The sequence below is a fragment of the Neptuniibacter sp. QD48_55 genome (genome assembly GCF_047778115.1).
GTDB lineage: Bacteria > Pseudomonadota > Gammaproteobacteria > Pseudomonadales > Balneatricaceae > Neptuniibacter.
Genome location: NZ_CP180555.1, coordinates 3,484,845 through 3,506,936 on the forward strand (window position 1 = coordinate 3,484,845; position 22,092 = coordinate 3,506,936).

General features: G+C 47.0%; 14 protein-coding genes and 1 pseudogene. 13 read left to right on the plus strand and 2 right to left on the minus strand.

Annotation, left to right across the window (positions count from 1 at the left end):
- Positions 1-32: 32 nt before the first annotated feature.
- Both ACMXYW_RS16445 and ACMXYW_RS16450 read right to left on the minus strand, forming a co-directional pair.
- On the minus strand, positions 33-2,243 hold the full coding sequence (locus ACMXYW_RS16445; RefSeq protein WP_415904736.1) for a putative bifunctional diguanylate cyclase/phosphodiesterase: 2,211 nt from the start codon (positions 2,241-2,243) through the stop codon (positions 33-35).
- Between the two features lie 223 nt (positions 2,244-2,466).
- Positions 2,467-5,097 (minus strand): molybdopterin-dependent oxidoreductase, encoded by a 2,631-nt coding sequence (locus ACMXYW_RS16450; RefSeq protein WP_415904737.1) that lies wholly within the window; start codon positions 5,095-5,097, stop codon positions 2,467-2,469.
- 229 nt (positions 5,098-5,326) lie between these two features.
- On the opposite strand from ACMXYW_RS16450, the gene ACMXYW_RS16455 reads away from it, so the two are divergent.
- From ACMXYW_RS16455 to phoR, 13 genes and pseudogenes are all read left to right on the plus strand, one after another.
- Positions 5,327-5,932 carry an ANTAR domain-containing response regulator gene (locus ACMXYW_RS16455; protein ID WP_415882905.1) on the plus strand — a complete coding sequence of 202 codons (606 nt, stop codon included), beginning with the start codon at positions 5,327-5,329 and terminating at the stop codon, positions 5,930-5,932.
- A 17-nt stretch (positions 5,933-5,949) separates the two neighbouring features.
- Positions 5,950-6,975 carry a CmpA/NrtA family ABC transporter substrate-binding protein gene (locus tag ACMXYW_RS16460; RefSeq protein ID WP_415904738.1) on the plus strand — a complete coding sequence of 342 codons (1,026 nt, stop codon included), beginning with the start codon at positions 5,950-5,952 and terminating at the stop codon, positions 6,973-6,975.
- Between the two features lie 465 nt (positions 6,976-7,440).
- Positions 7,441-8,820 carry a CmpA/NrtA family ABC transporter substrate-binding protein gene (locus ACMXYW_RS16465; RefSeq protein WP_415882907.1) on the plus strand — a complete coding sequence of 460 codons (1,380 nt, stop codon included), beginning with the start codon at positions 7,441-7,443 and terminating at the stop codon, positions 8,818-8,820.
- Between the two features lie 73 nt (positions 8,821-8,893).
- Complete coding sequence (locus tag ACMXYW_RS16470) at positions 8,894-9,880, plus strand: ABC transporter permease (protein ID WP_415899566.1); 987 nt, start codon at positions 8,894-8,896, stop codon at positions 9,878-9,880.
- Positions 9,881-9,951: 71 nt separating this feature from the next.
- Complete coding sequence (locus ACMXYW_RS16475; RefSeq protein ID WP_415899567.1) at positions 9,952-10,839, plus strand: ABC transporter ATP-binding protein; 888 nt, start codon at positions 9,952-9,954, stop codon at positions 10,837-10,839.
- A gap of 250 nt (positions 10,840-11,089) precedes the next feature.
- Complete coding sequence (locus ACMXYW_RS16480; RefSeq protein ID WP_415899568.1) at positions 11,090-12,559, plus strand: NarK family nitrate/nitrite MFS transporter; 1,470 nt, start codon at positions 11,090-11,092, stop codon at positions 12,557-12,559.
- 132 nt (positions 12,560-12,691) lie between these two features.
- Entirely contained in the window at positions 12,692-14,413 is a 1,722-nt protein-coding gene (locus ACMXYW_RS16485) for a protein kinase domain-containing protein (protein ID WP_415904739.1), read from the plus strand.
- A gap of 331 nt (positions 14,414-14,744) precedes the next feature.
- Positions 14,745-15,797 (plus strand): annotated as a pseudogene (locus ACMXYW_RS16490) (NAD(P)/FAD-dependent oxidoreductase); the annotation flags it as partial.
- A 150-nt stretch (positions 15,798-15,947) separates the two neighbouring features.
- The gene (gene nirB / locus ACMXYW_RS16495; protein ID WP_415901139.1) at positions 15,948-18,452 is read left to right on the plus strand and encodes a nitrite reductase large subunit NirB; all 2,505 of its coding nucleotides are present in this window, start codon (positions 15,948-15,950) and stop codon (positions 18,450-18,452) included.
- 23 nt (positions 18,453-18,475) lie between these two features.
- Positions 18,476-18,823, plus strand: a complete 348-nt coding sequence (gene nirD / locus ACMXYW_RS16500; protein ID WP_415904740.1) for a nitrite reductase small subunit NirD — start codon at positions 18,476-18,478, stop codon at positions 18,821-18,823.
- Positions 18,824-19,000: 177 nt separating this feature from the next.
- The gene (gene ubiA / locus ACMXYW_RS16505; protein ID WP_415904741.1) at positions 19,001-19,900 is read left to right on the plus strand and encodes a 4-hydroxybenzoate octaprenyltransferase; all 900 of its coding nucleotides are present in this window, start codon (positions 19,001-19,003) and stop codon (positions 19,898-19,900) included.
- A 124-nt stretch (positions 19,901-20,024) separates the two neighbouring features.
- The gene (gene phoB / locus ACMXYW_RS16510) at positions 20,025-20,720 is read left to right on the plus strand and encodes a phosphate regulon transcriptional regulator PhoB (protein ID WP_415886324.1); all 696 of its coding nucleotides are present in this window, start codon (positions 20,025-20,027) and stop codon (positions 20,718-20,720) included.
- Positions 20,721-20,740: 20 nt separating this feature from the next.
- On the plus strand, positions 20,741-22,060 hold the full coding sequence (phoR, locus tag ACMXYW_RS16515) for a phosphate regulon sensor histidine kinase PhoR (protein ID WP_415904742.1): 1,320 nt from the start codon (positions 20,741-20,743) through the stop codon (positions 22,058-22,060).
- Positions 22,061-22,092 lie beyond the last annotated feature (32 nt).

Here is a 22,092-nt window from a genome sequence, read left to right on the forward strand (position 1 = left end):
AAGTAGAGGAAAAAAGTGTACTAGCTTTGCTATTACACTGCTTCAGCATCCCTAACAAACCGGAACAGTTCGTCCTGTGGTAGAGGTTTGCTGAATAGGTACCCCTGACCATAATCACAGCCCAAATCTTTAAGTAGTCGGCACTGCTCTTCTGTTTCAACACCCTCAGCTATGGTTTGCAAACCAAGGTTTTTAGCCATCTGGATAATAGTTTTCACCAAAAGATAATCTTCGCCCTGCTCTTTCATATCTCTGATAAAAGACTGGTCGATTTTCAGATAATCAAAAGGGTAATGCTTCAGGTAACTCAAAGATGAAAAGCCGGTACCAAAATCATCAAGCGCCAATGAAAACCCTTGGTTCTTAATATGATTGAGCTGCTCTAATGCCTCATCAGGTGACTCTATCATCAAGCTTTCGGTTATTTCGATACAAACCAAGTCAGGGCTCAAATCGTGTTGGGTTAAGATTTCAGCGGTTGTAGGCCTCTCCCCTTTGCTAAAGTTGAACTCACCCGGCGAGCGGTTAACCGTGACACCTACAGAGCTCTTTTGCTCGCGACTCAATTCAGCATTCAACTGAGCAAAAACCTGAACTGAGCGGTTGAATATCAATTCCCCTAACTTCTGTATAAGCCCAGTAGACTCAGCTATTGGAATAAATTCTGCTGGGGAAACCTGACCTAACTGCTCATCCGTCCAGCGAGCCAGAGCTTCACAATGATGGACTGACATATCTTTTAGATTAACGATCGGCTGGAAATACGGCTCAATCACCCCTTCAGAAAGCGCTTTGTAGAGCCTGTTTTCTACTTTGTCATGGCGACGGGCCTGCTCTTCAAACTCCTGACTATAAAAACTATAGCCGCCACGGAAATGCTGTTTTGCAAAACGTAGAGCGGTTTGAGCATTGCGCATTAGAGCATCAAGATCTTCGGCATCCTCACCCAAGATACTAATACCGACAGAACAGGAAGGAGAGATATCACCCGACTCAGTGTGAATAGTCTCTGTAAATAGCTGCAAAGTGCGTTTAATTTGTTTTTCTAAGCGATGAAAGCTGTCAAAACCCGCCAGCAATGCAAAGTCATCACCGCCCAGTCGAGCCAATACATCACTGTCACGCGTCTGGCCTTTAAGCTTCTCACCAATGGTTTTTACAACCATGTCTCCAACGATATGCCCGTATGAAGAGTTCACCATATTCAGGTTATCAATATTCATACGAATCAAAGCAATATGCTGACTGGCCCGTTGAGCAACAGCAATCGCTTTAGTGGCATGGTCTTGGAACTCAAAACTATTACTCAGTCCAGTAAGGTAGTCATGAGTTGCCTGATGATAGAGCTGCTCCTGCAACGCCTTCTCAGAACTGATATCTCTAAAGCTGGAGATAAAGTTGGATATTTCGCCCTGATCATTCTTTACCAGAGAGATTGAACTCCATACCGGATAAGTTTCACCATCCTTGCGTCGGTTCCACAACTCACCCTGCCAGATGCCTTTTGCGGAAAGGTCCTGCCACATTGCATCGTAAAAGGATTTCGGTTGTAGACCTGAATTAAGCATACTGGGATTATTGCCAATCAGCTCTGCCCTGCTATAACCACACATCCTTTCAAATGCGGCGTTTACTTCAAGAATATTGTTGTTTTCATCAGAGACCAGAAGCCCCTCATTCGTATGTTCAAAAACTCGATGAGAAAGATCTAACTGCTGATTTTTCTTTTGTAGAAGAGAGATCTGTTTCTGCTGTTCCCTCTCCCAGAGAGTGCGTTCTAATTCAGCAGAAGCACGTATGGCGAAAAGATCGAAAATGCCCAAAATATCTTCGCAGGCCTGATCCTTTTGCTTAAAAAGAGCAACCAATAAACCTATAGGTTTACCCTCAGCATCTTTTAAGCTTTTTCCGACATAACCTTGCAAGCCAAAGTCATCCAACATTTGGTCGCCAGGGAAAAGCGTTGCAATCTCACGGGGATAAACACATATGCCGCCACTGTAAACTTTGTCACAAGGCGTTCCCTCCAGATCATAAGAAAGCTTTTCACCTAACTGCCCTTCGCACCATAAGGAGACAGTATTTGCTTGGTGGGAAACTAAATCTAGTTCACCAATCAAGACATAATCAGCATCAATCAGTTGAGCGAGACTAGTGACCAAGACATCAAAATACTGATGACCACTATGCTCATTTACCAGCTTAAGCGCTGCATCAACGGATTGATCAAATTTTAAACTCATACTACCAATATTCTTACTTAACTGAGTTCATTCCTGAGTGCTTTAAATTGCCCCATTCATCCTGATTGATGGCTTTGCTATAAAGGATAGACTTTGACTGTTGAACATACGAATTAATACTCGCTTCTGGATCATATAAAGAAACAAAAAAAGCGACTAATTCTGAGCTGAGCAGTTTGACACAAAAAAGCAGCCTAAAGGCTGCTTTCGCTCAATAAATCCGCTATTTACCCAACATCCCATTCAACTCTGGAATACACGAACCACAATTAGTACCGCACTTCAGCTTATTGCCCAATGCATCGAGTGAGTTACAGCCCTGTTGGATAGCATCTTCGATGGCGTGGCTGCCTACTTGGTAACAGCTACAGATGATCTCGCCCGGATCTTCCAGTTCGCAGCCTGTTACGCTGAGTAGGAAGCGGCGTTGATCCATATTCACTTCGGTTTCGGCAAAGAGTTGCTCCAACCACAAGGTCGAAGGAATCTGGCCGTAAGGCATACGGAAGAAGGCCCACTCAAGCTGCTCGCCATTGAGACCCGCAGCGCGGAAGCTATTTTGGTTGGCATCTTCCAACCAGATATCGATTTCACCAAACTGTTCCTGACACCAGCTACGCATATCTTCGATTTTGTTGCTGTCTGCCAGATAGTAGAGCGATGCACTCTCTTTGGGCACGCGAGACCAGTATTCAACCGGCAATGCATCATCTAGGGGCTTGCGAGTAATTAACCAGCCTTCCCAAGCGGGGTTATACGACTCGACGTTGACCACCGCGTGTTTACCTTCTGGCTGACCCGAGAACGGATCGACCGCCGGTTGCACGAGAGCACCCATACGCGCCTTGGCACTGAACTGTTTGTTCCAGTGCATAGGCACAAAGATTTCACCGCGGCGCTGATCGGTATCAACGATACGGGCACGACCGATATATTCCGCCTGTATGTTTTTAAGTTTAACGAGCTCGGATTCTTTGATATTCAGTTTTTCCGCGTCCTCTCTGTTGAGCTCAACAAAGGGTTCTTCGCGGTGTTGAAAAAGGCGGCTGGTACGCCCTGTATGGGTCATTGTGTGCCACTGATCACGAATACGGCCGGTATTCATAACAAAAGGCATTTCGTCGCAAGGCTGCTGTAGCGGGTCGTGTGGATCGACCGTAATAAACTGTGCCTTACCCGATGGGGTAAAAAACTTACCGTCTGCAAATAAACGCGCAGTGCCATAAGGCGCAGCATCAGTTACCGGCCACTGTTGTGGTTTTAAAGCATCGTAGCTTTTCAGATCCAGATCTTGCAGCAGGCTGATATCAAAGGCGCGGCTACCGTTGTTTTCAAAACCCGATAACTCAGCATGTTCTTTAAAGATCTCGTAAGGGTGATCGTAGGTGAAGGCCTGCTCATAGCCCATACGCTTGGCCACTTCGCTGATAATCCACCAATCTGGTTTCGCTTCGCCTGATGGCGGCAGCAAGCTGCGCTGGCGGGAGATACGACGCTCAGAGTTAGTTACAGTACCGTTTTTCTCACTCCAGCCCGTCGCCGGCAGACAAACATTGGCAAGGGCAACCGTATCGGTATGCGCCATACAGTCAGATACCACCACCAGCGGACATTGTTTCAAGCTGCGAACCACTTGATCGGCATTTGGCAAACTTACCGCAGGGTTGGTACCCATAATCCAGATCGCTTTTACTTTGCCCGCTTCAATCGCTTCGAACAGATCCACCGCTTTATAACCGGCGCTAGTCGCAACATGATCGCTGCCCCAGAAACGTCCTACACGGTCGACCGCCTCTGGCGAGTTTAGCTCCATATGTGCTGCAAGCTGATTCGCTAGGCCACCAACTTCGCGGCCACCCATTGCGTTTGGCTGCCCAGTAATAGAGAACGGTCCTGCACCCTCTCTACCTAGGCGACCCGTCGCAAGGTGACAGTTAATAATGGCATTAGAGTTATCGGTTCCACTAGCTGACTGGTTCACCCCTTGCGAATAGAAGGTCACAACTTTTTCAGTTTTGGCGTACCACTCAAAGAAGGTGCGCAACTGCATGATAGGCAGATCACAGGCTTTAGCCACGCTTTCAACATCTGGGAAAGTAAGCTCGGCATTAGCACGGGCATCAGCGAAGCCTTCAGTGAAGTTGGCGATATATTCGTAATCAAGATGATCATGACGCGCTAAGTAAGAAAGCAAACCAGTAAACAGAGAGCTATCGGTTTCGGCTTTGAGCTGAATATGCAGATCGGCGATATCACAAGTCGCGGTTCGACGAGGGTCTACCACTACTATTTTCAGATTAGGATTCTTAGCTTTTGCCGCTTTCATGCGTTGGAAAAGGATTGGATGGTTCCACGCAGCGTTTGAGCCGGTGATGATGATCAGCTCAGCTAGTTCTAGATCTTCATAGCAGCAAGGAACAGCATCGGCACCAAAAGCGCGCTTATAACCAGCTACGGCTGATGACATACAAAGGCGCGAGTTGGTATCGACATTGGCGGTGCCGACAAAGCCTTTCATCAGTTTGTTGGCAATATAGTAATCTTCGGTAAGGAGCTGGCCGGAGAGATAAAAGGCCACAGAATCGGGCCCGTGCTCCATTACGGTGCGCTTGAAACCTTCCGCGACTGTTTCAAGAGCACTGTCCCACTCAACAATTTCGCCATCGACGACTGGGTTGAGTAAGCGCCCTTCGGCCCCTAATACCTCGTTTAATGAGGAGCCTTTTACACATAATCTGCCAAAATTAGCGGGGTGTTCTTCGTTACCCTTTACTGCAACTACGCAATCGTCAGCAATTTCGGCCTTTACCCCGCAGCCCACGCCGCAGTAAGGACAGGTCGTTGTCGTTTGCATCTTTACCTCCAATAAAACTATCCAGGAGCAACGTAAATATTTGGCTTACTGGTCAGTTTTTTGGAATGCAGGCACCTGCATACCCTAAACTGAAGACAGAGTAAGCACGCACCGTTGCGCATCAAAATGTATTGCTCCTAGTACAGCAAAGCGCGTGCCATAAAGCGCCCGAATAACCATGGAACAAATATTGCTTTATGACAGGCTATCCAATTCCGGAACTGGATTAATGAGTAAAGTAAACTGTTTAAACGTGCTGTTGATCGATGACGAGCCCATTCGTGTGAATGCGCTTGAGAAGGCGTTAAATACGCTAGGGCACCATGTTGTCTGTCATCTACCTAACACCACTGATCTAAATAAGCATGTCGAGGAGAACCACCCCGACATAGTCATTATAGATATGGATTCACCCAACCGTGACACGCTGGAAAGTATGGCGACGATGAGCCAGAACAATCCACGCCCGATCGTTTTCTTTGCGGAACAACAGAACGACCGCAGGACGATGGCCGAAGCAATCAACGCCGGTGTCAGCGCTTATATAGCCGACGGCCTACAACCAGACCGCGTAAAAGCGATTATGGATACGGCGATTGCTCATTTCGATGCTCACAGTTTATTACGTGAAGAGTTGGAGAAAACCAGAAACCAACTGGCAGAACGCAAAACCATAGAGAAAGCCAAAGGCATGCTGATGAAGCATCAAGGCTGCGACGAAGAACAGGCATATCAAACCCTGCGTAAGCTTGCGATGGACCGAGGTCAGAAAATTCCCGATGTGGCACGAAATGTGATTGAAGTTTTACAACTGGCGAACGGCCTGAGTAAGTAAAAGAGATAGGAGCTGATATGTCAGAAGCACTGACACTAGAAAAAACTGACCTGAAACTAGGTTTTGTGGCACTGCTCGATTGTACCCCTTTGGTTGTTGCGCGCGAGAAAGGCTTTTTTAAGAAACATGGTTTGAATGTCATCCTGAGTAAAGAGTCCTCTTGGGCCTCTATTCGCGACAAAGTAAGTTTTGGATTATTTGATGCAGCCCATATGCTGGCACCAATGCCGCTGGCTGCAACATTAGGCTTAAACGGTAACCCTACACCGATGATGACGGCGTTATCCCTCAGCCAGAACGGTACGGCTATCACTCTATCGCAAGAACTGTATATAGCGCTGTCGAATAAGATCTCTGATTGGGATGACTGCGAGCAAGTAGGCCAACAGTTTAAAAAGCTGATCCAACAAAGCGGACGCAAACCGGTTATCGCAACCGTTTACCCCTACTCAAACCATCACTACCAACTACGCTTCTGGTTAAACCAGAACAACATCAATACCGAAGAGGATGTGCAGCTGGTCGCGGTACCACCGACCAAAATGCTAGATAACCTTTCCACCGGTCTGATTGATGGTTACTGCGTAGGTGAACCTTGGAATAGCTTAGCTTTAGTGCAACAGATTGGTGGCCTTGTGAGTACCGGCCATAAGATTTGGGGCTCCCATATGGAGAAAGTGCTGGGCGTCACGCAACAGTGGGCTGATCAACACCCAAATACCCACCGCGCTTTAATTAAAGCACTCCACGAAGCCTGCCTATGGGCAGAAGATCCAAGTAATCAGGCTGAGATATTAAAACTACTCGCACTGCCACCTTATTTAGATCAAGCAGCAGAGCAATTATCTAAGTTCACTCCACCCTATTCGATGGAGCAGCATTTCTCCGGCGAGAATGTGAACTGCCCAGATCCTGACCATGGGCTGTTCTTAATCGATCAGATGCGTAAATGCGGCCAGATTGGCGAGCAGGCATTTGATCAAGATGAGATCGTTCATAACGTCTATCGCAAAGATCTATATCACGACTGGATCGGCGCTTAAATCTAAATTGAAAAGAACAGGCTCAGTTCATAAGAACTGAGCTTTTTTTCTCTACAAAGCTCCGATCCTAAAACCCGCCCTTCTATTGATAATCTTTATTCCATTTAAAGCCCCTTTTTAAACCTTTCGCCCCAAAACAAGCTTCACTTGCCCCATTTTTGCTCTCGCACTTTTGCACCAACTTAATGACCAAAAGCCCTATTGTGCACCGCAACAAACCACGACCTAAACTTACAGAAACACACAGAACTACCATAACTTATTGTTTTTATTGAGTTCAATGAACTCTGGCACAGCATCTGCTCTATTAGATAACAAATGAGAGCACCAATGGCGGTGCACTCTAAAAGTTAAACATGACCCAGAAGGTCACAAAATTTGAAACTAGGCAAAGGCGCCTCGGCTGATCACAGTGATGTGATCATGTTCGGCGCCTTTTTGTTTTTAAGATTGGGAGAACGATCCATGCTTAAGAAGAAAAAGGCTCTACTAAGTAAAGTTATCAGCGGTGCAGTTTTAGCTGCATCATTAATTACCGTCCCTGCATGGGCAGCAATTGGTGAGCCTGAAAAAGAAGATCTGAAGTTTGGTTTTATCAAACTGACAGATATGGCTCCTCTAGCGGTTGCGTACGAAAAAGGCTTCTTTGAAGATGAAGGCCTCTACGTAACGCTAGAAGCGCAAGCAAACTGGAAAGTTCTTCTCGACCGCGTCATTGACGGTCAGCTTGATGGCGCACACATGCTTGCAGGTCAGCCGCTAGGTGCCACTATCGGTTTCGGTACGCAGTCTCATATCATCACTGCATTCTCTATGGACCTTAACGGTAACGCGATCACTGTATCTAACGATATTTGGGATCAAATGAAAGAATATGTGCCTAAACAAGCTGATGGCAAACCAGTACACCCAATCAAAGCCGATGCACTAAAACCTGTTGTTGAGAAATATAAAGACGACGGTAAGCCATTTAATATGGGTATGGTATTCCCAGTATCTACCCACAACTATGAGCTACGTTACTGGCTAGCAGCGGGCGGTATCCACCCAGGTTACTACGCACCGCATAAAGGTGATACATCCGGTACGATCGATGCCGATGCCCTACTATCTGTAACACCGCCACCACAGATGCCAGCAACAATGGAAGCAGGCACGATCTACGGTTACTGCGTAGGTGAGCCATGGAACCAGCAGGCTGTATTTAAAGGTATTGGTGTACCTGTAGTAACTGACTACGAGATTTGGAAAAACAACCCAGAGAAAGTATTTGGTGTATCTAAAGCATGGGCAGATGAAAACCCGAATACTCACCTTCGTGTTGTTAAAGCGATGATCCGTGCAGCTAAATGGTTGGACGATAACAACAATGCGAACCGCCCAGAAGCAGTAAAAATCTTGTCTCAGCCTAACTATGTTGGTGCGGACTACGACGTTATTGCTAACTCAATGACAGGTACATTTGAGTACGAAAAAGGCGATAAGCGTGAAGTGCCAGACTTCAACGTATTCTTCCGTTACAACGCGACTTACCCGTACTACTCCGATGCGATCTGGTACCTAACTCAGATGCGTCGTTGGGGTCAGATCTCTGAACCTAAGTCTGACCAGTGGTTCATGGATATCGCGAAGAAAGTTTACCGTCCTGATATCTACGCAACAGCAGCTAAAGAGCTAATCGAAGAAGGTAAGATGACGCCGGACATGTTCCCAGACTTCAATACTGAAGATGGTTTCCGTGCTCCGCAGACTCACTTCATCGACAACATCACTTACGACGGTAAGAAGCCAAACGACTACCTGAAGAAGTTCAACATTGGTCTGCAACCAGAACAGAAAATCTAATCTGACTGGTTAAGCATATTCCTCCCCCTTGGTTTCGGGGGAGGAATTCAGGTCAACGAGGGAGTAGCAAGTTATGAGTAATACATCAGCACTATCAGGCATCAGTGCCTTTTTTGAAAATCCGAAAGACAATCTAAAGAAGTTCAGCAAAACCCTTCTGGTACCTCTGGTTGGTCTACTAATTTTCCTTTTCGTATGGGAGATCGGCGCGAAAAGCATTAATACATCCTTGGGCGCATTCCCGGGCCCAATGGCAGTGTATGAACAATCAATCAATTTGGTGAACGATCACCAGAATGAACGCAATAAAGAGGCCTCTTTCTATGAGCGCCAAGAGAAGCGTAACGCTAAGAAACTAGAAAAAGATCCAAACGCTAAAGTAAAAATTCGCCCTTACACAGGCAACCCGACTTTTTTTGATCAGATCGGCACTAGCCTAGTAACGGTATTGTCAGGTTTTATTCTGGCATCCCTGATCGCAATCCCTGCGGGTATCGTGATCGGCTTAAACAATACGCTTTACTCTGCACTGAACCCGTTGATTCAGTTGTTTAAACCAGTATCACCACTGGCATGGTTGCCGCTGGTTACTATGGTTGTCAGTGCGGTTTATGTCAGCAAGGACCCAATGTTTGCTAAGTCTTTTGTGACATCTCTAATCACTGTATCTCTATGTAGTTTGTGGCCAACACTGCTTAACACAGCGGTAGGTGTATCTAGCATCAGTAAAGATCTACAGAACGTATCTCAGGTACTACGTCTGAGCTGGTTCGCCCATGTCACCAAAATTGTACTGCCATCCTCTATCCCAATGATCTTCACAGGTCTGCGTCTATCGCTGGGTATCGCGTGGATGGTGTTGATCGCCGCAGAGATGCTGGCGCAAAACCCTGGTCTAGGTAAGTTCGTTTGGGATGAGTTCCAGAACGGTAGCTCCAGCTCCCTAGGCCGAATCATGGTAGCCGTGCTTGTGATTGGTCTGATCGGCTTCCTATTAGACCGCGTTATGTTGTTCCTACAGAAGAAAGTGTCTTGGGATAAGACTGCGGTACTTAGATAAATAAGACGTTAAGAAAAACGTTCACAGAATTTAAAGCCTGAGAGGCCAAGCCTCTCAGCAGGAGAATTATCATGACTCAACCTCCAAAGCATTTAGAACTAACAAAAGTAGATATTGATTTCCCTACTCCTAATGGCCCTTTTAAGGCCTTGCAGGATGTAAACCTGACCATCAATAAAGGTGAGTTTGTCTCGCTAATCGGTCACTCCGGTTGTGGTAAATCAACTGTACTGAATATCGTTGCAGGTCTTTATCAAGCGACTAAAGGTGGCTGCCTGCTTGATGGTAAAGAGGTCAATGCACCGGGTCCTGAACGTGCAGTGGTTTTCCAGAACCACTCCCTATTACCTTGGTTAAGCGCTTACGAAAATGTTGAGCTAGCCGTGAAACAGGTTTTCGGTAAGCAGAAATCAAAAGCAGAGATGCGCGAATGGATTGAACACAACTTATCGCTCGTACACATGGATCACGCGATGGACAAACGTCCTGATGAGATCTCCGGTGGTATGAAGCAGCGTGTCGGTATCGCCCGTGCCCTAGCAATGGAACCGACCGTAATGCTGATGGATGAGCCATTTGGTGCCTTGGATGCCCTAACCCGTGCTCACCTGCAGGACTCTCTGATGGAGATCCAAAAAGATCTCAACAACACCGTGATCATGATTACCCACGATGTCGATGAAGCAGTACTGCTATCTGACCGTATTGTGATGATGACCAATGGTCCAGCTGCGACTGTTGGTGAGATTCTTGAAATCGACCTGCCGCGTCCACGTGACCGTATCGCATTGGCGGATGACCCACAGTACAACCACTATCGTCATGAAGTTCTGACCTTCCTATATGAGAAGCAGCGCAAACCTGATAGCACTGATTCCGCACCCAAAGAGGATAAAAAGCAGGATCTGGCACAGGATGTGCAGGATGATAAAGCAGAAAGCGAGGAACAAGCTGCTTAAGCACCAAAACCCTACATTTCAATGGTGATTTATAGGATTGGATCAGGCTAAAGCAGTGCACAGCTAAAAAAGCGCACCAATACAGCGCACCTTATTAGCTAGTCTGAATGCTCCAACGATGGAGCGGTAAATCCTCGCATTGGATCGAACAAAGGCGTTCATACCTCTCTCCCTAACCTACCACCCAAGGTTAAGGACAGAGGTCTGAGCGCCTTTTTTATTGCTTTTAAAACCTTACGAGGCCCCTATTATGAACGACTCAGGAAAGCTAAATATTTTTGCTTTCAGCGGCAAAATGAAGATTTTGCACATGAGCTGGATGGCATTCTTTATTACGTTTTTTGTCTGGTTCAACCATGCTCCATTACTGGGTGCAATTGCCCAATCACTGAGCCTAACGCCAGCTGAAGTAAAAACACTTCTTATTCTGAACGTTGCGCTAACCATTCCTGCTCGCATCATCATTGGTATGCTGACCGATAAATACGGCCCTCGTATCACTTACGCTGCGCTACTGTTTATCGCCAGTATTCCGTGTTTCCTTTTTGCTCTATCCACTGACTTTGCTCAGGCAGCGATTTCACGTTTCCTACTAGGCTTTATCGGTGCCGGCTTCGTAATCGGTATCCGTATGGTAAGTGAGTGGTTCCCTGCAAATGAGCTGGGTACTGCAGAAGGCATCTACGGCGGCTGGGGTAACTTCGGTTCGGCTGCAGGCGCTATGTTGCTACCAACGCTGGCATTGATGTTTGGTGGTGAAGACGGCTGGCGTTACGCAGTAGGCCTAACTGGCTTGATGAGCCTTGGCTTCAGCTTTATCTGGTACAAAAACGTATCTGATACGCCAAAAGGCTCTACTTACTTCAAGCCGAAGAAAATTGGCGGCATGGAAGTAACCAGCAAAGGAGACTTCGTCTTCATGCTAATCATGAAGCTGCCAATGTACGCTGCTCTTTCTCTGCTAACGTGGAAGCTTTCACCAGCAGGTGTATCTATCCTTTCTGATATGGCTGCAGTAGCAATCTATGTGAGCTTAGGTGCAATCCTTGTTTACGATTGTGTAAGTGCATACAAAGTAAACAAAGAGATCTTTGAGAAGCCAGTTCCTGAAGTTGAGCAGTACAAATTCAAGCAGGTTGCGGTACTGAACGTACTTTACTTCGCGACGTTCGGTTCTGAACTAGCAGTTGTGTCTATGCTGCCACTGTTCTTCTCTGAAGTATTCGAACTAGATATGGTTTACGCAGGCCTTCTAGCCTCTGCTTATGCATTCATGAACCTAATGTCCCGCCCAGGTGGTGGTTGGATCAGTGACCGTTTCGGTCGTAAGAAAACGTTATTGATTCTAACCGCTGGTTTGGCTGCGGGTTATGCAACGATGTCTATGATTGATAGCACATGGCCACTATTCCTAGCCGTTGCTGCTGCGATGGCGTGCTCTTTCTTTGTACAGGCGGGTGAAGGTGCTGTATTCGCGGTTGTACCACTGATCAAGCGTCGTCTGACAGGCCAGATTGCCGGTATGACAGGTGCGTACGGTAACGTAGGTGCAGTGTTCTATCTAACTGTACTATCTATGGTTGATTACTCTACTTTCTTCACCGTGATTGCAGTAACTGCTGTACTTGGTTTCTTGGCACTGCTACTGCTTGAAGAACCAAAAGGTCACATGGCGGAAGTAAATGAAGACGGTACAGTGGAACTGATTAAAGTTTCATAAAACGATCTCTTCGCTAAGAAGGTAAGAGACTTTAGACAAGAGCTCGTAGCAATTTTGCCTTTAAGAGAGAGGCAAAACTTACGCAGCCCAATCTGATTGGGCTGCTTTTCTGATTCTGCGATAGGCATGAATATGAGTAATAAAACGTTATCTATACGCTTTGGCGGTAAATCAATTGCGGGGATCAAACCCGTAAATCAGGATGCGTTTGCGGCTCATATTCCAGACAATGCAGATCGGGAGTTCAAAGGGGCTGCGGCAGTGATTGCCGATGGTGTCAGCAGCTGCGCAGATTCCCATATTGCCAGCCAAACCAGTGTTACCAGTTTTATGCAGGACTATTTCAGTACGCCCCATAGTTGGAGTGTACGAAACTCAGTATCCCGTGTAATGACTGCCTTAAACCGCTGGTTGCACAAAGAGAATAACCTTAGCCATCGCGAGCAGGACAATATGCTTTGTACCTTCTCGGCCTTGGTAATTAAGTCCAACACCCTACATATGTTCCATGTGGGAGATTCACGCATCTATCACTTCCAGCAAGGAGAGCTGGAACAGTTGAGCCAAGATCATGTGCGAAAATCGGGCGGGCATAGTTACTTAGCTAGGGCTTTAGGGGGCGACCGCCATTTAGAAGTCGATTATTCCACTCGAACACTTAATGATGGCGACCTCTTGCTGATGACCACCGATGGGGTGCACGATTTTTTAACCCGCGCCGAGATGAAAGAGATTCTTTCGAATGCCTTTTCTGATCCGGAAAAAGCCTCGGATACACTGATTAGCAGTGCTTTAGCTAAAGGCAGTGACGATAACCTCACAGCGCTGATCATCTGTGTCGATGAACTGCCCGTAAAATCGCTGGAAGAGAGTCACCAACAACTGACTCAATTGCCTATTCCTCCAGTGATGAAAGTTGGCAATCAGATCGATGGCTATGAAGTACTCGACCTGATTTTTAGTGGCACGCGAAGCCATATGTATCTGGTGAAAGACAGAGAAACTCACCAGCAATACGTACTCAAAGCGCCATCGACTAATTTCTCCGATGATTCCTTATACCTGGATGGCTTTATCCGCGAAGAGTGGGTGGGGCAACGGATCGATCATCACCATGTGATGAAAACCTATCCGTGCCGACAGCAAAAGCTGTTTCTCTATTATGTCGGTGAGCACATTCAGGGGATGAACCTGCGCGAGTGGATGAACGACAATCCTAATCCACCGTTAGATGAGGTGCGCAAGCTCGCTAAGCAGATCATTCAAGGGCTAAGAGCGTTCCAACGAGCAGATATGGTGCATCAGGACCTTAAACCCGAAAACATCATGATCAATCAGGATGGGAGGGTAAAAATTATCGACTTTGGCACTGCGAAAATAGCGGGTATCGAGGAGATGAGCTCACCTCTAGATAAAGCGATTCCGCAAGGTTCGGTGAATTACATTGCACCTGAGTATCTGATGGGAGAATCCGGCAGCTTTAAATCGGATCTGTTCTCTTTTGCTGTCATCATTTACGAGATGATCACCGGGAAGCTGCCCTACAAAGAGATGTCATCCTCTTCTGCAGAGATCACTAACTACGCCGAGCTGGAATATATTCCGGCTCTTCACCATCGCAAAGATCTACCGCTTTGGGTCGAAGGCTGCTTACGTAAAGCGCTGCAACCTAATCCGCGTTTCCGTTATGACGCATTCTCTGAGTTTGAAAAAGATTTCACCCGTCCGAACCATGCACTGGCAGCCAAGATTCAGCACCAACCATTATTGGAGAAAAACCCAGTATTGGTTTGGAAGCTTCTAGCCGGAGTGTTGTTGATCTCCAATTTGGTTCTATTAAGCATGCTGGAATGATCTACGCCCTATTGCAGTGCACCATAACAGGTCACAACAATAGCTTTATGCTTCAAATTCACACTCTTATTGTGAGCATCAAAAACACCAAAACAAACTAACCATATGTTTTATAAGAATTTTATTTAAATTGGCACACCCCCTGCTATATCTATTGCGTAACAAGATCTGTTGGGGTGATTTTCTGCAGTTTTAGTTACAAAAATCGGGCTAAGAGAACAAAGGCGTTCTCCATCGGCACTTTCCTGAAGTGCTGCATGGATAACGCCTTTTTTTATTTTTTGACGTTGGGTTTGAGATGAAAAAACGACTAATCATTATTGGCAACGGCATGGCAACAGGCCGACTACTGCAATGCCTGAGCGAATCGGCGGCAGGCCAGTTTGATATTACTGTTTTTGGTGAAGAACCCGGCGGCAGCTATAACCGCGTTTTGTTATCTCACCTACTAAGCGGTGAAGCGCCACTGGAAAATATTATTACGCTGACACAGGAGTGGTATGCGGAACAGGGGATCCAGTTACACAGTGGCGATCCAGTAGAAGTTATTGATCGTGAGAACAAGAAAGTTATTAGCCAATCAGGCATAGAAGTTGAATATGACCAGTTGGTGATGGCTACAGGCTCTTACCCGACTCGCGTACCTCTACCGGGCCTCGATCTGGATGGCGTGATGAATTTCCGCACCCTGAAAGATGTAGACCGCATGAAAGAGATGGCAAAAAGCCACAAACATGCAGTTGTGATCGGCGGTGGTTTCTTAGGTCTGGAAGCCGCAGAAGGTCTGCGAGTTCTGGGTATGGATGTCACGGTCCTGCAACGCGCACCTTACCTACTGAACAACCAGTTAGATAGCACAGCTGCAGCGATGCTGTTGAACTCTCTGGAAGAGCGCGGCCTTAAATTCCGTCTAGATGCAGTTACTGAAGCCATTGTTGGTGAGGAACATGTTGAATCTGTTCATCTATCAGACGGCGAGAAGTTAAAAGCTGATCTGGTTATTACCGCGATCGGCGTAACACCAAACAAAGCACTCGCTGAACAGAGCGGCTTAACCTGCGAGCGCGGCATCTGTGTCGATAACCAGATGCGCACCAGTGATAGCGACATCTTTGCACTGGGCGAATGCTGCCAGTTTGATCAATTTACTTACGGTTTAGTCGCACCGATTTGGCAACAAGCCGAAATTCTAACCGCAACCCTATTAGAGCAGTCAGCGCAGTATGTGGAAGAAGCGGTTGCTACTCAGCTGAAAATCAGCGGAGTGGAACTGTTCTCCTGCGGTGACTTAAGCGATGACGAAAACACCGAAACCTTGGTTTATCACGATCTGAAGCTCAATCACTATCGCAAGCTTTGGTTACAAGACAATCGCCTGAAAGGTGCCGTTTTGTATGGCGATGTACGTGAAGGCCAATGGTATTTCGACCAATTAAAGAACAACACAGATTTGAGCGCCTGTAGATCGCAGCTGCTATTTGGCAGCCCACTTTGCGACGAGGTTATCGAAGAACAAAATATAGGTAATTCCGCTATGACAAGCAGCCCTAAAAAACAGTTAGTCGTTATTGGTAACGGCATGGTAGGACACCACTTTGTCGAAAACTTTGTAACGGGAGAGAGCGCGAATGAATATGACGTTCACATCCTGGCTGAAGAAGATCGCGCAGCGTATGACCGTGTCCATCTTTCTGAATATTTTGGCGGTTCCACGTATCAGGATCTGTGTCTGGTAGAAGATAACTTTTATGAAAGTCATAGCGTAAGCCTTCACTTGAGCGAAGGTGCTACGCAAATCGATCGCGATGCAAAGCAGGTCATCACAGAACAAGGTACATATCCCTACGACACCTTGGTCTTGGCGACCGGATCTTACCCATTTGTCCCCCCGATACCGGGTAATGATGGTGATGCCTGCTTTGTTTATCGCACTTTAGAAGATCTAGATAAGATCCAAGCATGTGCGAAATCGGCTAAAGTTGGCGTTGTAGTGGGTGGTGGCCTATTGGGCCTAGAAGCAGCGAATGCCCTGAAATCTCTGGGCCTTAAAGCTCACGTGGTTGAATTCGCACCGCGCCTAATGCCAGTGCAGTTAGACGAAGATGGCGGCGAGCTACTGAAAAATAAAATTGAAGATCTGGATGTAGATGTTCACTGCAACAAAGCGACAACTGAGATCGTTGCTGGTGAAGAACATACCTACCGCATGAACTTCAGCGACGGTACACACCTAGAAACCGATCTGATCCTGTTCTCCGCAGGTATCCGCCCACAAGATACGTTAGCACGTTCAAGTGACCTAGAGATTGGCGAACGTGGCGGCATCATGGTTAACGATCAGTGCCGTACTTCTGATGAAAACATTTATGCGATTGGTGAATGTGCACTTTGGAACAACCAGATCTTTGGTTTGGTAGCTCCGGGTTACACTATGGCTAAAACAGCTGTGGCTGCAATTGCGGGCGATGACAGCGCCTTTACCGGCGCTGATATGAGTACCAAACTGAAGCTTCTAGGTGTAGATGTAGGCTCTATCGGTGATGCTCACGGTCAGACACCGGGCAGCATCAGCTACCGCTACTCTGATGAAGACGAGCAGGTTTACTACCGTATCGTTGTCTCTGAAGATCGCACTAAGCTTCTAGGTGCAGTACTGGTAGGTGATAACAGTAAATACGATACTTTACTACAATATGCGCTTAACGGTATCGATCTACCAGAAAAGCCACAAAGTCTAATCCTGCCATCGCTGGATGGTTCGGCTGCACCAGCATTAGGTCCAGATGCGCTACCAGACGAAGCGACTATCTGTTCTTGCCTAAACGTAACTAAAGGTCAGATTTGCTGCTCTATCGATGAAGGAGCAACCTCTGTTGCAGACGTCAAAGATGCCACAAAAGCCGCTTCGGGTTGTGGTGGCTGTGCAGCGATGCTGAAGAGCGTTGTTGATTGCGAATTAGAAAAACGCGGTGTTGAAGTAAATACCGACCTTTGTGAGCACTTTGCATACACCCGTGAAGAGCTTTATCACATCATTCGTGTTGAAGGCATCCGCTCTTTCTCTGAACTACTAGAAAAACACGGTAAAGGCCTAGGTTGTGAGATCTGTAAGCCTACTGCTGGTTCAATTTTGGCGTCTTGCTGGAATGAGCACATCATGGAAGAGCCATTGGTATCTCTACAAGATACTAACGATACCTTTATGGCGAACATGCAGAAGAACGGTACTTACTCCATCGTTCCTCGTGTTGCCGGCGGTGAGATCACACCAGACAAACTGATCGTGTTAGGTCAGGTTGCGAAGAAATATAACCTTTACACCAAAATCACCGGTGGTCAGCGTGTCGACCTATTCGGCGCTCAGCTACACGAACTACCGTTGATCTGGAAAGAACTCGTCGATGCTGGTTTCGAAACAGGTCACGCCTACGGTAAGTCCCTACGTACTGTGAAATCTTGTGTAGGTAGCACCTGGTGCCGCTACGGTGTCAATGACAGTGCTGGCATGGCGATCAAACTTGAGAACCGCTACAAAGGCTTGCGCTCACCTCACAAAATCAAATTTGCTGTATCAGGCTGTACCCGTGAATGTGCGGAAGCGCAGAGTAAAGATATCGGTGTAATTGCGACGGAAAACGGTTGGAACCTCTATGTTTGCGGTAACGGTGGTATGAAACCTCGTCACGCCGATCTATTTGCGACCGACCTAGATGACGAAACACTGGTTCGCTACATCGACCGTGTCCTAATGTTCTACGTGAAAACAGCGGACCGTCTACAGCGTACGTCGGTTTGGATGGATAACTTAGAAGGTGGTCTAGATTACCTTCGCGAAGTGGTAATCGATGACAAACTAGAGATTGCCGCAGAACTCGAATCACAAATGAGCCATGTAGTAGAGACCTATCAGTGTGAGTGGAAGTCGACACTAGAAGACGAAGAGAAACTAAAACGTTTCCGTACTTTCGTGAACACTGAAGAGCAGGCTGATCCGCAGATCGTTCATATCATGGAACGTGATCAGATCCGTCCAGCATAACTAGCGATTAGGAGATATTTATTATGACGACTGTTGATAGCAACGCTGAATGGATCGATCTGTGCAGCAAAAACGACCTTATCCCTCATTCTGGCGTCGCCGCTATGCATGAGGGCCAACAGATCGCACTGTTCTATATCCCAGAGTATGAGAACGAGATCTTTGCCGTAGGTAACCACGACCCGTTTAGCGGTTCTAACGTGCTATCTCGCGGTTTGATCGGCGATCTGCAAGGCGAGCCGATGGTGGCATCGCCTTTATACAAACAACACTTTTCACTTAGCTCAGGTGCCTGCATCGAAGAACCCGATGTCAGCGTACCAGTGTGGCCTGCTCGCTTTGTCGATGATCAGGTTCAAATCATGCTGTAATAACCGGTAGCTATAGATACAAGATGGAACGGTTGCACAGGGAAGTCAGTTTTTCCTCTCTACAGAGGAGAAAACTAGGGGGTAACCGCTCTCATCGCGAGTTAAGATTAACTCAGCGTTTCCAGCGACCAGCTGGAGAGGTAGAATGGCCGAAACCTTGTTAAGCAGAGCTTGATCATGGCTTCACCGAGTACCTCAACACCGATTTCGACCAAAGAAAAACTGATTGGTTACAGCCGCCTTATGCGTGTAGAAAAGCCAATTGGGATCTATCTACTGCTTTGGCCGGCCTACTGGGCACTTTGGATTGCTGCCGAAGGTGTTCCAAGCTATGACATCCTTATTATCTTTACCCTTGGGGTTTTCCTAACCCGCTCCGCTGGTTGTGTCATCAATGACTTTGCTGACCGTAAAATTGATGGTCATGTAAAACGTACCGCACAGCGCCCTATTCCAGCAGGTATAGTGACCGCCAAAGAAGCCTTAGTGCTATTTGCTGGACTAATGCTGATCGCGTTTATTGCTGTACTCTTTACCAATCTCACCACTATCCTATTATCCGGTGGCGGCCTTTTACTTGCAGCCTGCTATCCGTTTATGAAGCGCTATACTCATCTGCCACAGGTGGTGCTAGGTGCAGCATTTGCTTGGTCGGTCCCTATGGCCTTTACCGCCGTAAATGAAACCGTTCCCTCCTACGCATGGCTGATCTATATAGCAACGCTGCTGTGGACTGTTGCATACGACACTATGTATGCCATGGTAGATCGCGATGACGACCTTAAGATCGGGGTCAAATCCACCGCGATTCTGTTTGGCGATGCTGATAAAGTGATCATTGGTGTGCTTCAGGCCTCTACCCTACTGACATTTGTACTACTGGGAATGAAGTTACAACTGGGCTGGATCTACTATGTTGGCCTTGCTGTGGCAGGCGTTTTATTTGTCTATCAGCAACTATTGATTAGAGATCGCGAGCGCGATGCCTGCTTTAAGGCTTTCTTGAATAATCATTACGTTGGCCTTGCGATTTTTATTGGCCTTGCAGGCCATTATGCGGCCTTAGATTTACTGTAAAACGCCCAAAAATCAGCTACTTTTTAACTGTTTATGGCGAATTGTTACCGTTTGTCATATTTGTGTAACACTATTGTCTTCTAATATTGGCGTCGATAAATTGAGTTGAAAAGGGCAATTACGCATGTCTCTATCCAAACGCGTCCTGATTGTTGATGATGAGGCGCCAATTCGCGAAATGATCGCTGTTGCGCTAGAAATGGCTGGCTACGACTGCTTCGAAGCAAGCAATGCCACAGAAGCACACGGCCTGATCGTGGATGACAAGCCAGATATGGTTTTGTTGGACTGGATGATGCCAGGCATGAGCGGAATCGAATTTGCACGACGCCTGCGCAAAGATGAAACCACTGCCGATATCCCAATTATTATGCTCACGGCTAAAACCGATGAAGATAATAAAATTAAAGGCCTAGAAACGGGTGTAGACGACTACATCACTAAGCCCTTTTCACCACGCGAACTTGTAGCTCGTTTAAAGACTGTACTTCGCCGTACAACGCCTAAAGGCATTGAAGAGCCAGTCACAGTGGACGGTCTAACCCTAGATCCTATTTCACATCGCGTGACGTCTGATCAGTCGCCAATAGAACTTGGCCCGACTGAGTTTCGCCTACTGCAATTCTTTATGACACACCAAGATCGTGCTTACTCGCGCGGCCAACTACTGGATATGGTGTGGGGCGGTAACGTCTACGTGGAAGAACGAACTGTTGATGTTCATATCCGTCGTTTACGAAAAGCACTTGGCGAGCGTCATGACTATCTGGTACAAACTGTCAGAGGAACGGGTTACCGCTTCTCTGCCGATGTAGCCTGATTAGTTAGCAAGGAAAAGCCATGCACAAAAACCGCCACTCGATGTTTACCAGCTTATTGCTGGTGAGTGGATGCTCCTTTGCTTTGGGGCTATTACTTGGTTACCCAAGTTGGGCATTAGCGTTAAGCCTATTTGTATGGGCCATCTTTCAGGCACGTCAATTCAATCGTTTGATGCAGTGGTTCCAATCCGAAGTGGAAGAGGAACCACCAGAATGCACAGGCCACTGGGGTGAGCTTTTTGATGAGCTTTCACGCCTACAGCGTGGTCGTCAAAAGCGCGAAGATCGCTTAAAAAGCATTATCTCGCGCTTTCAGGACTCTACTTCTGCTCTCTCCGACGCCATTATCATCATCGATAGACACCACAACTTAGAGTGGTGGAATGAGTCTGCTAACCATCTATTAGGGCTTAATCAGGAATCGGACCGCGGTATGCCGGTCATGAACCTACTGCGTGATCCGCGCTTTGTTCGCTATTACAAACGCGGTCAATACAACGACTCGATTACTCTGCCGTCACCGGCACACAGTGATATTCAGATTCAGTTCCATATCACACGTTTTGGTGATGAAGACCGTTTGTTAGTCGCACGTGATGTCTCTCGTCTGATGCGTCTGGAACAAACACGACAAGACTTCGTTGCTAACGCCTCTCACGAGCTGCGTACACCGCTTACAGTGATTAGGGGGTACTTGGAGACCTTCTTGGACCAAGCTCTTCCAAAACCGTTGCTACGCGGTCTGAGCTCTATGCAAAACCAAGCGCGCCGAATGGAAAACTTGGTTTCAGACCTATTGCTGCTTTCTCGCTTAGAAGCCAGTAATCAAGCATCGGACGAACACCCGATCCAGATCCGCAGTATCCTGACTCATATTGTCGAAGATGCGGAGCAACTGGCGAAAACACTAGATAAAGATCATCAGATCACGCTCGATATCGACAACGCTTTTGACCTTAACGGCCAAGAGATTGAGCTACACAGTGCCTTTTCCAATCTGGTATTTAACGCCGTGCGTTACACCCCGGCGAACGGCAAGATTGAAGTTCGTTGGTGGACCGACGAACAAGGCGGCCACTTCTCGGTAAAAGACACAGGTCCAGGCATTGAAGCGATGCACTTGCCACGTCTAACCGAGCGTTTCTATCGAGTGGATGAGAGTCGTTCTTCTGCCAGTGGCGGCACCGGCCTTGGCTTAGCCATTGTGAAGCACGTGCTGGCGCGTCACGGTGGCCAGCTAACGATTAAGAGTAAGCTAGGGAAAGGCAGCACCTTTGCCTGCCATTTCCCAACAGAGATGATCGCACCGTCTCATGTGGAAGATGAACACTCCGCTTAAACTTATTTTGAAGAGATAAAATAAAACGGCCT

Coding starts and splice junctions, on each gene's coding strand:
- ACMXYW_RS16455 (WP_415882905.1), top strand. CDS start 5,327: ATGAGTAAAGTAAACTGTTTAAACGTGCTGTTGATCGATGACGAGCCC.
- ACMXYW_RS16485 (WP_415904739.1), top strand. CDS start 12,692: ATGAGTAATAAAACGTTATCTATACGCTTTGGCGGTAAATCAATTGCG.
- ACMXYW_RS16480 (WP_415899568.1), top strand. CDS start 11,090: ATGAACGACTCAGGAAAGCTAAATATTTTTGCTTTCAGCGGCAAAATG.
- ACMXYW_RS16470 (WP_415899566.1), top strand. CDS start 8,894: ATGAGTAATACATCAGCACTATCAGGCATCAGTGCCTTTTTTGAAAAT.
- ACMXYW_RS16460 (WP_415904738.1), top strand. CDS start 5,950: ATGTCAGAAGCACTGACACTAGAAAAAACTGACCTGAAACTAGGTTTT.
- ACMXYW_RS16475 (WP_415899567.1), top strand. CDS start 9,952: ATGACTCAACCTCCAAAGCATTTAGAACTAACAAAAGTAGATATTGAT.
- nirB (WP_415901139.1), top strand. CDS start 15,948: ATGACAAGCAGCCCTAAAAAACAGTTAGTCGTTATTGGTAACGGCATG.
- ACMXYW_RS16445 (WP_415904736.1), bottom strand. CDS start 2,243: ATGAGTTTAAAATTTGATCAATCCGTTGATGCAGCGCTTAAGCTGGTA.
- ubiA (WP_415904741.1), top strand. CDS start 19,001: ATGGCTTCACCGAGTACCTCAACACCGATTTCGACCAAAGAAAAACTG.
- nirD (WP_415904740.1), top strand. CDS start 18,476: ATGACGACTGTTGATAGCAACGCTGAATGGATCGATCTGTGCAGCAAA.
- phoR (WP_415904742.1), top strand. CDS start 20,741: ATGCACAAAAACCGCCACTCGATGTTTACCAGCTTATTGCTGGTGAGT.
- ACMXYW_RS16450 (WP_415904737.1), bottom strand. CDS start 5,097: ATGCAAACGACAACGACCTGTCCTTACTGCGGCGTGGGCTGCGGGGTA.
- phoB (WP_415886324.1), top strand. CDS start 20,025: ATGTCTCTATCCAAACGCGTCCTGATTGTTGATGATGAGGCGCCAATT.
- ACMXYW_RS16465 (WP_415882907.1), top strand. CDS start 7,441: ATGCTTAAGAAGAAAAAGGCTCTACTAAGTAAAGTTATCAGCGGTGCA.